At 67.1% G+C, this 12,490-nt stretch carries 16 protein-coding genes; 13 read left to right on the top strand and 3 right to left on the bottom strand.

Features of this window, described 5'->3' with window-relative positions; genetic code table 11:
* The 13 genes from FV217_RS13685 to FV217_RS13625 form a co-directional block, all read left to right on the top strand.
* Positions 1 to 364 (top strand): SPOR domain-containing protein (locus FV217_RS13685; protein ID WP_147817732.1); only part of this gene is annotated, 364 nt, incomplete at its 5' end.
* A gap of 299 nt (positions 365 to 663) precedes the next feature.
* Positions 664 to 1,671, top strand: a complete 1,008-nt coding sequence (gene nagZ, locus FV217_RS13680; RefSeq protein ID WP_147817731.1) for a beta-N-acetylhexosaminidase — start codon at positions 664 to 666, stop codon at positions 1,669 to 1,671.
* Positions 1,672 to 1,819: 148 nt separating this feature from the next.
* Positions 1,820 to 2,089 (top strand): twin-arginine translocase TatA/TatE family subunit, encoded by a 270-nt coding sequence (locus FV217_RS13675; protein WP_147817730.1) that lies wholly within the window; start codon positions 1,820 to 1,822, stop codon positions 2,087 to 2,089.
* A 46-nt stretch (positions 2,090 to 2,135) separates the two neighbouring features.
* Positions 2,136 to 2,678, top strand: a complete 543-nt coding sequence (tatB, locus tag FV217_RS13670; RefSeq protein WP_147817729.1) for a Sec-independent protein translocase protein TatB — start codon at positions 2,136 to 2,138, stop codon at positions 2,676 to 2,678.
* Positions 2,675 to 3,475, top strand: a complete 801-nt coding sequence (gene tatC / locus FV217_RS13665) for a twin-arginine translocase subunit TatC (protein WP_147817728.1) — start codon at positions 2,675 to 2,677, stop codon at positions 3,473 to 3,475. The genes tatB and tatC overlap by 4 nt, the downstream gene beginning before the upstream one ends.
* A gap of 55 nt (positions 3,476 to 3,530) precedes the next feature.
* A complete protein-coding gene (locus FV217_RS13660; protein WP_238231884.1) occupies positions 3,531 to 3,776 on the top strand; it encodes a type II toxin-antitoxin system RelE/ParE family toxin in 246 nt (81 codons plus the stop codon).
* Positions 3,777 to 3,804: 28 nt separating this feature from the next.
* Positions 3,805 to 4,200: a helix-turn-helix transcriptional regulator gene (locus tag FV217_RS13655; protein ID WP_147817727.1), complete on the top strand. Its 396-nt coding sequence runs from the start codon at positions 3,805 to 3,807 to the stop codon at positions 4,198 to 4,200.
* A 197-nt stretch (positions 4,201 to 4,397) separates the two neighbouring features.
* A complete protein-coding gene (gene serS / locus FV217_RS13650) occupies positions 4,398 to 5,825 on the top strand; it encodes a serine--tRNA ligase (RefSeq protein WP_147817726.1) in 1,428 nt (475 codons plus the stop codon).
* A complete protein-coding gene (gene surE, locus FV217_RS13645) occupies positions 5,825 to 6,589 on the top strand; it encodes a 5'/3'-nucleotidase SurE (protein ID WP_147817725.1) in 765 nt (254 codons plus the stop codon). Before serS ends, surE begins: the two co-directional genes overlap by 1 nt.
* A 5-nt stretch (positions 6,590 to 6,594) precedes the next feature.
* Positions 6,595 to 7,263: a protein-L-isoaspartate O-methyltransferase gene (locus FV217_RS13640; RefSeq protein ID WP_147817724.1), complete on the top strand. Its 669-nt coding sequence runs from the start codon at positions 6,595 to 6,597 to the stop codon at positions 7,261 to 7,263.
* A 132-nt stretch (positions 7,264 to 7,395) separates the two neighbouring features.
* Positions 7,396 to 8,640, top strand: coding sequence for a M23 family metallopeptidase (locus tag FV217_RS13635; RefSeq protein WP_147817723.1), 1,245 nt, complete (start codon positions 7,396 to 7,398; stop codon positions 8,638 to 8,640).
* Positions 8,641 to 8,846: 206 nt separating this feature from the next.
* Positions 8,847 to 9,218 carry a type II toxin-antitoxin system RelE/ParE family toxin gene (locus tag FV217_RS13630; RefSeq protein WP_147817722.1) on the top strand — a complete coding sequence of 124 codons (372 nt, stop codon included), beginning with the start codon at positions 8,847 to 8,849 and terminating at the stop codon, positions 9,216 to 9,218.
* A 30-nt stretch (positions 9,219 to 9,248) separates the two neighbouring features.
* Positions 9,249 to 9,560, top strand: coding sequence for a helix-turn-helix transcriptional regulator (locus tag FV217_RS13625; protein ID WP_147817721.1), 312 nt, complete (start codon positions 9,249 to 9,251; stop codon positions 9,558 to 9,560).
* Between the two features lie 106 nt (positions 9,561 to 9,666).
* Here FV217_RS13625 and FV217_RS13620 read toward each other — a convergent pair whose 3' ends face one another.
* The 3 genes from FV217_RS13620 to FV217_RS13610 form a co-directional block, all read right to left on the bottom strand.
* Positions 9,667 to 10,038 (bottom strand): YidB family protein, encoded by a 372-nt coding sequence (locus FV217_RS13620; RefSeq protein WP_147817720.1) that lies wholly within the window; start codon positions 10,036 to 10,038, stop codon positions 9,667 to 9,669.
* 123 nt (positions 10,039 to 10,161) lie between these two features.
* A complete protein-coding gene (locus FV217_RS13615; protein ID WP_147817719.1) occupies positions 10,162 to 11,040 on the bottom strand; it encodes an ATP-binding protein in 879 nt (292 codons plus the stop codon).
* Between the two features lie 37 nt (positions 11,041 to 11,077).
* Positions 11,078 to 12,469 (bottom strand): aminotransferase, encoded by a 1,392-nt coding sequence (locus tag FV217_RS13610; protein ID WP_147817718.1) that lies wholly within the window; start codon positions 12,467 to 12,469, stop codon positions 11,078 to 11,080.
* Positions 12,470 to 12,490: the final 21 nt, after the last annotated feature.

Here is a 12,490-nt window from a genome sequence, read left to right as displayed (position 1 = left end):
GGTAGAGCGTCGCGGTCACCGACACCACTGTGGTCTCGCCGGGATCGACGACGAAGCGGAAGGCACCGGTGAGCGACGGCCCGACGCGGCGCCCGTCGCGACGGCCTCCGCGACCGCGCCCGTCGGCGGCTTCTCGGTGCAGATCGGCGTCCGCGCCAGCGAGACCGAGGCGCGCTCGGCCTTCCGCCAGATGCAGGGCAAGTTCAGCCAGCTCTCCGGCAAGCCGGAGCTGATCCAGCAGGCGGAAGTCGGCGGCAAGTCGATCTACCGCGTCCGGGTCGGGCCGCTCGCCAAGAACGAAGCCAACAGCCTCTGCACCGATCTGAAGGGTGCAGGCGGCCAGTGCTTCGTATCGAAGAACTGATCGGCACAGTCTCCTTCAGGCCTCGCGTCGTTCCTGGTTCCGTTTCACGGGCCCGGAATGACGGCCGGTGCCATCGGACTCCGCCGGGAGTCACGTGGGCGGCGCAGTCGCGCGCCGACGTCCACGCGGCCCGACCCCGTGATTCCCGAAAGCAACACCAGCCGGCCGCCTGAGGTCCGTCGGCGGCTCGGCATCGCTTTCGCCTTGCGGCCGGCCGGGGCGCATCCGATTCTCATGCGTTGCCGCCGACGATTCGATACCGCAGCCCGCGTTTCAATCCCAGGACCACCCCGCGAACCATGACCTGCCGCGCCCTGATCCTCGGCTGTTCCGGCACGCATCTCACCGCAGGGGAGGCGGCGTTCTTTCGCGACGTCCGGCCCTGGGGCTTCATCCTGTTCAAGCGCAACATCGGCTCGCCCGACGCGGTACGCGCCCTGACCGCGTCCCTGCGCGAGACCGTGGGTCGCGCCGACGCGCCCATCCTGATCGACCAGGAAGGCGGCCGTGTTCAGCGCATGGGGCCGCCCCATTGGCCGAAATATCCGGCCGGCGCCCGCTTCGGCCGGCTGAACGGCTCGGCCCGGGCCATGGCCTGGCTCGGCGCCCGGCTGATGGCGCATGATCTCGCCGCTGTGGGCATCAACGTCGACTGCGCGCCGATGCTCGACGTGCCGGTCGAGGGTACCCACGACATCATCGGCGACCGCGCCTACGCGCAGGACGCCGACTCCGTCGCAGAGATCGGCCGCGCGGTCGCCGAGGGCCTGATGGCCGGGGGCGTGCTGCCGGTGATCAAGCACATCCCCGGGCATGGCCGCGCCACCAGCGACAGCCATTTCCACCTGCCCGTAGTGGATGCAGACCGGGCGAGCCTCGAGGCGACGGACTTCCGGCCGTTCCGGGCGCTCGCCGACATGCCGCTCGCGATGAGCGCCCACGTGGTCTACCCGCATCTCGACCCGAAGCGGCCAGCCACGCTCTCGCGCATCGTCATCGACGACATCATCCGCGGCGCCATCGGCTTCGACGGCCTGCTGATGAGCGACGACCTCTCGATGAAGGCGCTCAAGGGCGCCTATCGTCGGCGCAGCGAGCAGGCCTTCGCCGCCGGGATCGACGTCGTGCTCCACTGCAACGGGCTGATGCGGCAGATGCGCGGCGTGGTCGCGGGCGCGCCGGTGCTCGATGGCGAGCCCCTGCGCCGGGCCGAGGCCGCCCTGGCCCGGCTCACGGAGAACGCAGAGAGCTTCGACGTTGCCGAGGCGCGCAGCCGCTTCGAGGCCGGGCTGTCGGTGGCGGCCTGAGGCCGAGCCAAGACGATCCGACGCGATTTCGCGGGGCTTCGATCGCCGGTACGAACTTGTGTTCGCTCCGGCCGATCCTTACGTTCACGACAATCGATCGATCAGGGACAGCATCGCGGCGGAGACGGCGCGGTGCGGGATTTTCGCCATGGGCAGCTTGAGTATCTGGCACTGGGTCGTCGTGGCGGTCATCGTCATGCTGCTCTTCGGCCGCGGCAAGGTGTCCGAGCTGATGGGCGACGTCGCCAAGGGCATCAAGGCCTTCAAGAAGGGCATGGCCGAGGACGAGGAGACGCCGCCGAAGCCCCAACAGCCGCCGGTGGCGACGATGCCGAGCGAACCGGTCCGCACCATTCCGCACCAGGGCGAGCCGAGCCATGCACCGGCCCAGCCGGCCACCGATCGCCGAGTGAGCTGAGCCGCTGCCGACCTGATCAGCCGCGCAAGGCGAGACCGAAGACGCCATGCTGGACATGAGCTGGGGCGAGGTGATGCTGATCGGCGGCGTCGCCCTGATCGTCATCGGGCCGAAGGATCTGCCGAAGGCACTGCGCACCCTCGGCCAGATCACGACGAAGGTGCGCCGCATGGCCGGCGAGTTCCAACATCAGTTCAACGAGGCGATCCGCGAGGCCGATCTCGACGACATCAAGCGCGACGTCGCGGACGTGAAGCGGCAGGCCGAGAGCTTCAAACCGAGCTTCAACCCGGTCGACACCATCCGCAACGAACTGAAGAATGTCGTCGAAGGCCGGGCCAAGGCCAGCGATGCCAAGCCGGACCTGATCAAGCCGGACCTGATGCAGAGCACCGCGCCGTCCGCCATCGCCGGCGCAAGCGACGCGGCCACGGAGCGGCTCGCGCAGGGCGGCAGCTATGACGTCCCCAGGCCGACCGAACTGTCGGACGTGGTGCAGCCTGAGATGACCGACGTCATGCGGCCGCTCGCCAAGCCTGACGACCACAAGCCGGACGACACCAAACCTTCGGACGGCCAGCCTTCATGACAAGCGAGACGGACGAGGCCGACATCGAGGCTTCGCGCGCGCCGTTGCTCGACCACCTGATCGAGTTGCGCGCCCGGCTGATCAAGTCGCTGATCGCCTTCATCCTGATGTTCTTCGGGTGCTTCTTCTTCTCGCGCAACATCTACAACGTGCTGCTGCACCCCTACGTCTCGATCGTGGGCGCGGCGAATGCCGAACTGATCGCGACGCATTTCCTCGAGCAGCTCTTCACCAACATCAAGCTCAGCGTGTTCGGCGCGGCCTTTTTGGCCTTCCCGGTGATCGCGACGCAGATCTACGCCTTCGTGGCCCCCGGCCTCTACCGCAACGAGCGCTCGGCCTTCCTGCCCTATCTCGTGGCCACGCCGGTGTTCTTCATCCTCGGCGCACTCGTCGTCTATTTCCTGGCGATGCCGCTGCTGATCTCGTTCTCGGTCTCGCTGCAGCAGGTCGGCGTCGCCGGTGAGCCGACGATCAAGCTCTTGCCGAAGGTCGACGAGTATCTCTCGCTGATCATGACCCTGATCTTCGCCTTCGGCCTCGCCTTCCAGCTGCCGGTGATCCTGACGCTGCTCGGCCAGGTCGGCATCATCGACCAGGCGTTCCTCCGCGAAAAGCGCCGCTACGCCATCGTCCTCGTCTTCGTCGCCGCTGCCATTCTGACGCCGCCCGACGTGATCTCGCAGCTGTCGCTCGCGCTGCCCATGCTGCTGCTCTACGAGGCCTCGGTGTTCTCGGTGGGTCGCGTGGAGAAGATGCGCCGGGCGAAGCGGGTGGCTGCGGGGTTGGAGCCGTAGGGCTTTCCTCGTCTGCGGAGGAGACCTACCATGCGGCTTCTGGCGGGCGGCCGGTATGAACAAAACTCTGATTTACATGCCGGAAGCCGGAAAGGCCTTCCTGAGGTTGCCGGACGCAGTCCAAGAGAGCTTTACGCGCAAGCTGCTGCTGTATGGCCTGACCGGGCAGGGCGACGTGAAGCGGATGGTTGGTCAGGACGCCCTACGTTTACGCGACGGTGATTACAGGGTGATCTTCGAGGAGACTACGACGTCTCTGACGATCGTCGGAGCCGGACATCGAGGCCAAGTTTACCGTTGAATGGAGGCAGGCCGTGAAACCTCAGATTTTGACGACCACCTCGGGCGAAGAACTCATCGTGCTGACACGCCGTGAGTACGACGTGCTGCTTGCGCAACTCGGCGACGAAGATGCCGAGGATCGCATGACGATCAGGCTCGTCGACGAAGCGCGGGCGGCCTTGGACGCCGGGACCGAATTTCTCCTGCCCGTCTGGTTCTCAGATGGGCTGATGGCCAATCGCAATCCGATTCGGACCGTGCGCGAGCATTGTTCGCGGACGCCCGCACAGATGGCGCAGGCGGCGGGGATCACGGAGGAGCAGCTTGCGAGGTTCGAGAGCGGCAAAGCGTTGCCGCCGGCCGCGATTCTCGATGCGATCTCGGCCGACGCCGGCATCGATCCGCGCATCCTCCGGCGCATGTACGAGGAAACCGACGCGTAGGCACGCGCGCCTGATCGTGGACATGCGGGCGGGTTGCTGACAGAAGGCGGGCGCGATCACACACCCCGTCTTTCCGGGGCTCGCCTCGGGCGGGAACCCGGAATCCAGAACCGCCGCAGGCGCCCGGTCCTGCATCGGCGGTTCTGGATTCCGGGCTCCGCTCCGCGGCCCCGGACCGACAGCCGCCGAGCCGTTTCATGCACGACATCCGCGCTATCCGCGAAAACCCGGAGGCCTTCGACTTCGACCTCGCCCGTCGCGGCCTCGCGCCGCTGGCCGCAGCGCTGATCGCGCTGGACGACGCACGAAAAAGCGCGGTGTCGGCGGCACAGGCCAACCAGGAGCGGCGCAACGCGCTCTCCAAGGAGATCGGCGGCGCCAAGAAGGCCAAGGACGAAGCGCGGGCCGCCGAACTGATGGCCGAGGTCGCCCGGCTCAAGGAAGACTCTTCGCGGTTGGACGGCGAGCAGGGCCAGGCGGCCAAGACCCTCGACGACGAACTCGCAAAAATCCCGAACCGGCCGAAGGCCGACGTGCCGCCCGGCGCCGACGAGCACGGCAACGTCGAATACCGCCGCTTCGATTCCGAGCGCGAGCGTCTGACGGAAGGCCGCGAGCATTTCGAGCTCGGCGAAGCCACCGGAATGATGGATTTCGAGGCGGCGGCCCGGATGTCGGGCTCGCGCTTCGTGGTGCTGAAGGGACAACTCGCGCGGCTGGAGCGGGCGATCGGGCAGTTCATGCTCGACCTGCACACGGGCGAGCATGGTTATTTGGAAGTCGCGCCGCCGATCCTCGTGCGGGACGAGGCGATGTTCGGCACGGCGCAGTTGCCGAAGTTCGAAGACGATCAATTCTTTGCCGGGAACACTTTGGAAATCGAAAGGGGAGTTTCTGAAGCCCTCAATTATCTGGAATCAACGGATCCGATCGTTGACGATGGTAGCGAGGCGTCGAAGGCATTCGAAGAAAACGAGCGGCGAGGCGTGCGCGAACTCGTGCTGAAGTATAGCCGCCGTTGGCTCATTCCCACCGCCGAAGTCCCCCTCACAAATCTGGTGCGCGAACAAATCCTCGCCGAAGACGAACTCCCCCTCCGCTTCACGGCCCTCACCCCCTGCTTCCGCGCGGAAGCCGGCGCCGCGGGGCGCGATACGCGCGGGATGCTGCGGCAGCACCAGTTCAACAAGGTCGAGCTGGTCTCGATCACCGCGCCCGAAAAGTCGGCCGAGGAGCATGAGCGCATGCTCGCCTGCGCGGAGGCCGTGCTCAAAAAACTCGACCTGACCTACCGGGTCATGACGCTCTGCACCGGCGACATGGGTTTCGCCAGCCAAAAGACCTACGACATCGAGGTCTGGGTGCCGGGCCAGCAGACGTACCGCGAGATCTCGTCCTGCTCGGTCTGCGGCGATTTCCAGGCGCGGCGGATGAACGCGCGGTACCGTGCCAAGGACGGCAAACCGGCCTTCGTGCACACGTTGAACGGCTCGGGCGTCGCGGTCGGCCGGGCGCTGATCGCTGTGATGGAAAACTACCAGAACCCGGATGGAAGCGTCACGATTCCGTCCGTGCTGCAGCCCTATATGGGCGGCCTCAACCGGATCGAGGGACCGAAAGCCTGATGCGCATTCTCGTCACCAACGACGACGGCATCCATGCGCCGGGCCTGGAGACGCTCGAGGGCATCGCCCGCCAGCTCAGCGACGACGTCTGGGTCGTCGCGCCGGAATACGACCAGTCCGGCGTCTCGCACTCGCTCTCGCTGAACGACCCGCTGCGGCTGCGTCAGATCTCCGAAAAGCGTTTTGCGGTGAAGGGCACGCCGTCGGACTGCGTGATCATGGGCATCGCCCACATCCTCGCCGAGCATAAGCCGGACCTCGTGCTCTCGGGCGTCAACCGCGGCCAGAACGTCGCCGAGGACGTGACCTATTCGGGCACCATCGCCGCCGCGATGGAGGGGACGATCCTCGGCGTGAAGTCGATCGCGCTGAGTCAGGCCTATGGCCATGGCGGCCGGGCCGGGATCAAGTTCCAGTGCGCGGCGGAACATGGCGCAGGCGTCGTGCGAAAAATCCTGGAGATCGGGATCGAGCCCGGCATCGTCGTCAACGTGAACTTTCCCGACTGCGAACCCGGCGACGTGCAGGGCACCTCGGTGGCCGCGCAGGGCCAGCGCAACCAAGCGCTGCTCGCCATCGATGCGCGTCATGACGGGCGCGGAAACCCGTATTTCTGGCTCGCCTTCGCCAAGGCCCGGTTCGAGCCGGGCAACGGCACCGACCTGAAGGCCATCGCCGAGAACCGCATCTCGGTGACGCCCCTGCGCCTCAACCTCACCGACGAGCCGACGCTCACGCGCTTCGCCCAGGCCTTCGAGGACTGAGCCGCATGACGATCGCGGGGGAGGGCGACGACGCCTCTGCGATCGGCGACGCCGCCTTCGTGCTGCTGCTGCGCGAGCGCGGCGTGCGCGACATGGGCATCCTGCGGGCGATGGAGGGGGTGCCGCGCGAGCGTTTCGCCCCCCCGGCACTCTGCGCCCATGCCCGCCGCGACATCGCCCTGCCGCTCCCCTGCGGACAGAGCATGACGGCGCCGACGACGGTGGCGGCGATGCTCGGACTGCTCGGCGTACCGGCCGGCGCCCGCGTCCTCGAGATCGGCACCGGCTCGGGCTACGTCACCGCGCTGCTGGTGCATCTCGGCAGCGGCCATGTCCGCAGCCTGGAGCGCTATGCCGGGCTCGCCCGCGCGGCCCGCGACCGCCTCGGCAGCGATCTCGCCGACGCCACCGTGGAGATCGGCGACGGGCTCGATGCGGACGCGATCGGGGAGGGGCGGTTCGATCGCATCCTCGTCAACGGCGCCTGCCGGGAGATTCCACCGCATCTCGTCGCGGCGCTCGCGCCGGGCGGACGGCTGGTCGGAGCCGTCGCGGCAGGGCAGGGCACCCACCTCGCCGTCGTCGACCGCGCCGCCGAAGGCGGCCTCGCAAGACGAGCGGAGATGAGGTGCCGCCTGCCTCCGTTGACGCCGGGCCGCGCGCACGTGCTCTGACGGCACCGGCACGGTCGCGGTTGGTTCCCGGCCCTCGCAAATGCGGCACAAGCTTGGTGAACGGGAACGGTTGTTTAACCTGAATCCCGTTTGAATGACGTCATCAAGTTGCGTCTGTAAGCGGGTGCGTCGATGCGAGTTCGAGGGGCTAGTCGTGGGTGGAAGACGCTGTCGCGGCTTGCGCTCATCGGAATGATCGGAGGCGGCGCGGCCGCCTGTTCGTCGGATGCGTCGCGCCTCGGCACGCCGTTCTCCAATCCATTCGCATCGAACGAGCCCTCGGCGACGGGGAGCCTCGGCGACGGCGGCGAGGCCGACATGGCCGCGGCGCCCGCCATCCGCACCCCGCGCATCCAGTCGCAGGAACTCGCCGCGCCCGGCGCGACGATGTCGCCGCGCTCCGCGCCGAGCCGCGTTGCGGCCTCCGAGCCGTTCTCCGGCGCCGTCGACGGCATGAACCCGTCCGCCGGCAAGGCCATGACGCCCCGCGTCTCGCCGGTCGCCCCGCAGCCGAAGCTCGTCTTCGGCAAGGGCGCGAACGGCACCCCGAAGATCGACAAGGCCGCCGAAGCCCGGCGCGAGGCCGAGACCCGCAAGGAGGCCGAAGCCTCGAAGCAGGCCGAGGCCAAGAAGGCCGCGGAGGCCCGCAAGGCCGCCGAGGCGAAGAAGCAGGCCGAACTCGACGCCAAGAAGTCGCCCAAGCACGCGACCAAGGCCGCCGACGAGAAGCACGCCAAGGCAGAGACCAAGCCTGAGCTCAAGGCCGACAAGAAGGCCGAGGCCAAGCGCGAAGTCGAGGCGAAGGCTGCCAAGGAGGCCAAGGCCGACGCTCAGAAGAAGGTCGCCGAGGCCAAGGCGGCAGAAGCCTCCGCGAAGGCCTCCGCGAAGGAGACCAAGCAGGCTGCCGCCAAGGAGACGAAGCCCGTCGCCAAGGAGGCCGAGAAGGCCGCTCCCGTGAAGGTCGCGAGCGTCGAGCCCACCACGACCGCCTCGGTCAAGGCCGACGCGAACGAGTCGTTCCGCTGGCCGGCCAAGGGCCGCGTCATCAACGGCTACGGCTCCTCGGGCAACGAGGGCATCAACATCGCCGTGCCGGAGGGAACCCCGGTGAAGGCCGCCGAAGACGGCACCGTCGCCTATGCCGGCTCGGACGTGAAGGGCTACGGCAAGCTCGTCCTGGTGCGCCACACCAACGGCTACGTCTCGGCCTACGCCCATAACGGCGAGCTCGACGTGCGCCCCGGCGAGAAGGTCAAGCGCGGCCAGACCATCGCCAAGTCCGGCGCCACCGGCAACGTCACCTCGCCCCAGCTTCACTTCGAAATCCGCAAGGGCGCGACCCCGGTCGACCCGATCCCCCACCTCGCCAGCAATTGATTTGCTGGCTCAAGCGAGACACGCGGCGGCCCGAAAGGGCCGCCGTTTTTCGTTCGTGGACGCCTCAAGGAACCCGGTCGCATTGGACCAGGTCGGCCGTGCGCCGACGCGGCGGATCGGACGTCCGCGAACCACAACACGGCGCGTCTTCTCGTACGATATCACTGCTGCTATATCAGGGGCGTGTCGTGATCGGACGAAACGCGATGGGGGACGATGATCGACAGCTTCGACCGCTGGAATTCGTGGGCTCGAGCCGGAAGGATCTGATCGCGTTTCCCGAACTGGCGAGGCAGGATGTGGGTCACGCTCTCTATCTCGCTCAATTTGGTGCACGCGCTCCCGGCACGAAAATCCTCAAAGGTTTCGGCGGCGGTAGCGTGGTCGAGATCGTCGAAGATCACGATGGTGACACCTATCGCTGCGTCTATACGGTCCGCCTCGATCACGCGGTCTACGTGCTGCATGCTTTCAAGAAGAAATCGAAGCAAGGCAGCAAGACACCGAAGCACGATCTCGACGTGATCAGATCCCGCCTACATGAAGCCGAAGAGCGAGATCGCGCATCTGTGCCGTAGACCAGCTTACGTAGCCGAAAGGAGGCCGTAGTGTCGGATAGAGCAGAAACGAAGAGCGCCTTTCATGAGCTCGGATTACCGGACCCCGACGAGCTCGTCGTAAAATCCCGGCTGATCCGGTTTGCTGCCGAAGAAATTCGCCGTCGCGAGCTGACACAGAAGGAAGCCGGCGAGGTGCTGGGCCTCGACCAGCCGAACGTGTCGGCTCTCATGAACGAGAAACTCAGCCGTTTCTCCGTTCAGAAGCTGATGGTCCTCGTTGCCAAGCTGGGCTTCGCGGTCTCGATTCACGTCGAGGGCAGCGGATTGTCGCTGGACGTGCCTTTTCAGACCGCTGCTTGAGAGTCGGATCGAGCCACAAAGATCGGAGATGCAAGACGCGGCGGCGCCGATAGAACCGCCACGCGCAGTCACCACGTGAGAAAGGTTGCCGGCGACGGCCCGCGGCTCAGTTCCGTTGTGCCCCCTCGGCCGGCGGAGCCTGCAACTGTCCGTTCGGGCTGTGCTGGTCGACGGCCTGCGGCAGCAGTTTCGCGAGCGTCTCCAGCACCTGATCATAGGGGATGCCGAGTTTCTCGGCGATCTCCTTGGTATGCGAGTCGTTCAGCGCGTTGCGCAGGTCGTCGGTGGTGATCGGCTGGTTCTCGCCGCGGCCGAGCCAGGAATTCACCTGTTTGCCGTAGCCCGATTGCGCGAGCTGGTTGAGCAGGCCCTGCAGGCCGCCCGGAAAGACTTTCTCGACGATGCCCGGCAAGGCCGAAGCCACCGCCGTGCCGAGGGCACCGCCGAGCGATCCCTTGATGCTGTCGATTATGCTCATCGCCAAGGTTCCTTCGTCATCGACTGCCTGCCTGTCCGAGGCAGGTGGACTATCGAACCGTAAGACTACATGGCGGCGACGGTTTCAGCGACAACGCGTCGGCGCCGATGAGCTGCCGGGGTGTCAGCTTTCGAGCCGCTGCCCCAGCCGCCCGGCCAGATCCTGGATGAACTGGAACGCCGTGCGACCCGAACGCGAGCCGCGCGTCGTCGCCCATTCCAGCGCCTCGGCCCGCAGCCGCTCCGGCTCCACGGCGAGGGTATGGCGTTCGGCATAGGCGCGAATCATGGCGAGGTATTCGTCCTGGCTGCATTTGTGGAAACCGAGCCAGAGACCGAAGCGGTCCGATAGCGAGACCTTCTCCTCCACCGCCTCGCCGGGATTGATCGCGGTGGAGCGCTCGTTCTCGACCATCTCGCGGGCGAGCAGGTGGCGGCGGTTCGAGGTGGCGTAGAACAGCACGTTCTCCGGCCGGCCCTCGATACCGCCGTCGAGCGCCGTCTTCAGCGACTTGTAGGAGGTGTCGTCGGCGTCGAACGAGAGGTCGTCGCAGAAGACCAGCCAGCGATGCGGATCGGGCCGCAGCACCGCCATCAGATCGGGCAGGGCCTCGATGTCCTCGCGATGGATCTCGACGAGCTTCATCGGCAGCACGCCCTCCGCCCGGCGCCCGTTGATCTCGGCCTGCGCCGCCTTGACCAGCGAGGACTTGCCCATGCCGCGCGCGCCCCAGAGCAGGGCGTTGTTGGCCGGCAGGCCCTTGGCGAAACGCTCGGTGTTCTCGACGAGCAGGTCGCGCACCCGGTCGATGCCGGTGAGCAGGCCGATCGCGATGCGGTTGACCTTGGGCACCGCGATCAGCCGCCGCTCGGGTCCCCACAGGAAGGCATCCGCCGACCCGATGTCGGTGACGGGCGCGGGAGCGGGCACGGCACGCTCCAGCGCCGTCGCGATGCGTTCGAGGAGCGGAAGCAGGGTGCGGAGGGTGGGTTCGTCGGTCATCGGCGATCTGACTGAGGATGAGGGAAGGTGCGGCGTATCAAGCCGCCGGCATCGCCTCCAGCCCCTCCGCCTTGATCCACGCCGCCGTGCGATCCAGCGCCCGGGTCAGGCGTTCGAACAGCGTGTCGATCTCGTCGGGCTCGATGATCAGCGGCGGGCAGACCGCGATACGGTCGCCGGTGAGGAAGCGCACGATCAACCCTTCTGCCTGGGCGAAGGCCACGCAGCGCGCAGCCACAGCAGCCTTCGGGTCGTATTGGCGCTTCGAGGCCTTGTCGGCGACGATTTCGATGCCGCCGATCAGGCCGATGCCGCGCGCCTCGCCGATCAGCGGATGGTCGCCGAGCGCCGTGAGCCTTGCCTGGAAGTGCGGTGCCTTCTCGGCGACGCGCGCGATGATGCGGTCGCGCTTGTAGATCTCGATGGTCTTGTTCGCGACGGCGCAGGCGACCGGGTGGCCGGAATAGGTGGTGCCGTGGCCGAAGCCGCCGAGCTTGGCGCTCTCGTCGAGCATCGCCCGGTAGAGCGGTTCGTCGATGGAGATGCCGCCGAGCGGCAGGTAGCCCGACGTCACCGCCTTGGCGAAGGAGATCGTGGCCGGCCGCATGCCGAGGGACTGGCTTCCGAACCAGTTCCCGGTCCGGCCGAAACCGCAGATGATCTCGTCGGCGACGAAGCGGATGTCGTAGCGGTCGAGCACCGCCTGCACCTTCGCGAAATAGTCCGCGGGCGGCAGGATCGCGCCACCCGCGCCCATTACCGGCTCGGCGAAGAAGGCGGCGACGGTGTCCGGGTCCTCGGCCAAGATCTGCGCTTCGAGGGCGTCGGCAAGGCGTTGCGAGAAGGCTTCCTCGGTCTCGCCGGCCTCGGCGCCGCGATAGTGGTGCGGGCAGGCGACGTGGTGGAAACCCGGGATCGGCAGGTCCCAGTCGGCGTGGTTGGCGGCGAGCCCGGTCAGCGAGGCGGTCGCGACGGTGACGCCGTGATAGCCCTTGCGATGGGACAGAATCTTTTTCTTTCTCGGGCGTCCCAGCGCGTTGTTCATGTACCAGATGAGCTTCACCTGGGTGTCGTTCGCCTCCGATCCCGAGGAGGTGAAGAAGATCTTCGAGGTCGGGACCGGCATCAGCTCCTTCAGCGTCTCGGCGAGCTCGATCGCCGGGTCGTGGCTGCGGCCGGAGAACAGATGCGTGAAGGGCAGGCGCGACATCTGCTCGGTGGCGGCCTCGACGAGCTCTTCGTTCGAGTAGCCGAGCGCCGTGCACCAGAGGCCGGCCATGCCTTCGAGGTAGGGGCGGCCGTCGGTGTCGTAGACCCAGACACCATGGCCGCGCTCCAGCACCAGCGGGCCGGTTTCGCGAAACGTCGCGAGGTTGGTGTAGGGGTGGACGAGGGTCTCGACGTCGCGGGCGGCGATGTTCGACAGCATGGGCTTGATGTCTCGTCGGCG

It is taken from the genome of Methylobacterium sp. WL9, assembly GCF_008040035.1.
Classification (GTDB): Bacteria; Pseudomonadota; Alphaproteobacteria; order Rhizobiales; family Beijerinckiaceae; genus Methylobacterium; species Methylobacterium thuringiense.
The sequence above is the reverse complement of the archived record's forward strand: the minus strand, read 5'-3'. Positions and strand labels throughout refer to the sequence as shown.

Excerpts from the sequence above, each read along its gene's own strand:
- surE (WP_147817725.1), top strand. The coding sequence starts at position 5,825 with ATGCGCATTCTCGTCACCAACGACGACGGCATCCATGCGCCGGGCCTG.
- FV217_RS13640 (WP_147817724.1), top strand. The coding sequence starts at position 6,595 with ATGACGATCGCGGGGGAGGGCGACGACGCCTCTGCGATCGGCGACGCC.
- FV217_RS13675 (WP_147817730.1), top strand. The coding sequence starts at position 1,820 with ATGGGCAGCTTGAGTATCTGGCACTGGGTCGTCGTGGCGGTCATCGTC.
- serS (WP_147817726.1), top strand. The coding sequence starts at position 4,398 with ATGCACGACATCCGCGCTATCCGCGAAAACCCGGAGGCCTTCGACTTC.
- FV217_RS13635 (WP_147817723.1), top strand. The coding sequence starts at position 7,396 with ATGCGAGTTCGAGGGGCTAGTCGTGGGTGGAAGACGCTGTCGCGGCTT.
- FV217_RS13615 (WP_147817719.1), bottom strand. The coding sequence starts at position 11,040 with ATGACCGACGAACCCACCCTCCGCACCCTGCTTCCGCTCCTCGAACGC.
- tatB (WP_147817729.1), top strand. The coding sequence starts at position 2,136 with ATGCTGGACATGAGCTGGGGCGAGGTGATGCTGATCGGCGGCGTCGCC.
- nagZ (WP_147817731.1), top strand. The coding sequence starts at position 664 with ATGACCTGCCGCGCCCTGATCCTCGGCTGTTCCGGCACGCATCTCACC.
- FV217_RS13620 (WP_147817720.1), bottom strand. The coding sequence starts at position 10,038 with ATGAGCATAATCGACAGCATCAAGGGATCGCTCGGCGGTGCCCTCGGC.
- FV217_RS13610 (WP_147817718.1), bottom strand. The coding sequence starts at position 12,469 with ATGCTGTCGAACATCGCCGCCCGCGACGTCGAGACCCTCGTCCACCCC.
- tatC (WP_147817728.1), top strand. The coding sequence starts at position 2,675 with ATGACAAGCGAGACGGACGAGGCCGACATCGAGGCTTCGCGCGCGCCG.
- FV217_RS13660 (WP_238231884.1), top strand. The coding sequence starts at position 3,531 with ATGAACAAAACTCTGATTTACATGCCGGAAGCCGGAAAGGCCTTCCTG.
- FV217_RS13630 (WP_147817722.1), top strand. The coding sequence starts at position 8,847 with ATGGGGGACGATGATCGACAGCTTCGACCGCTGGAATTCGTGGGCTCG.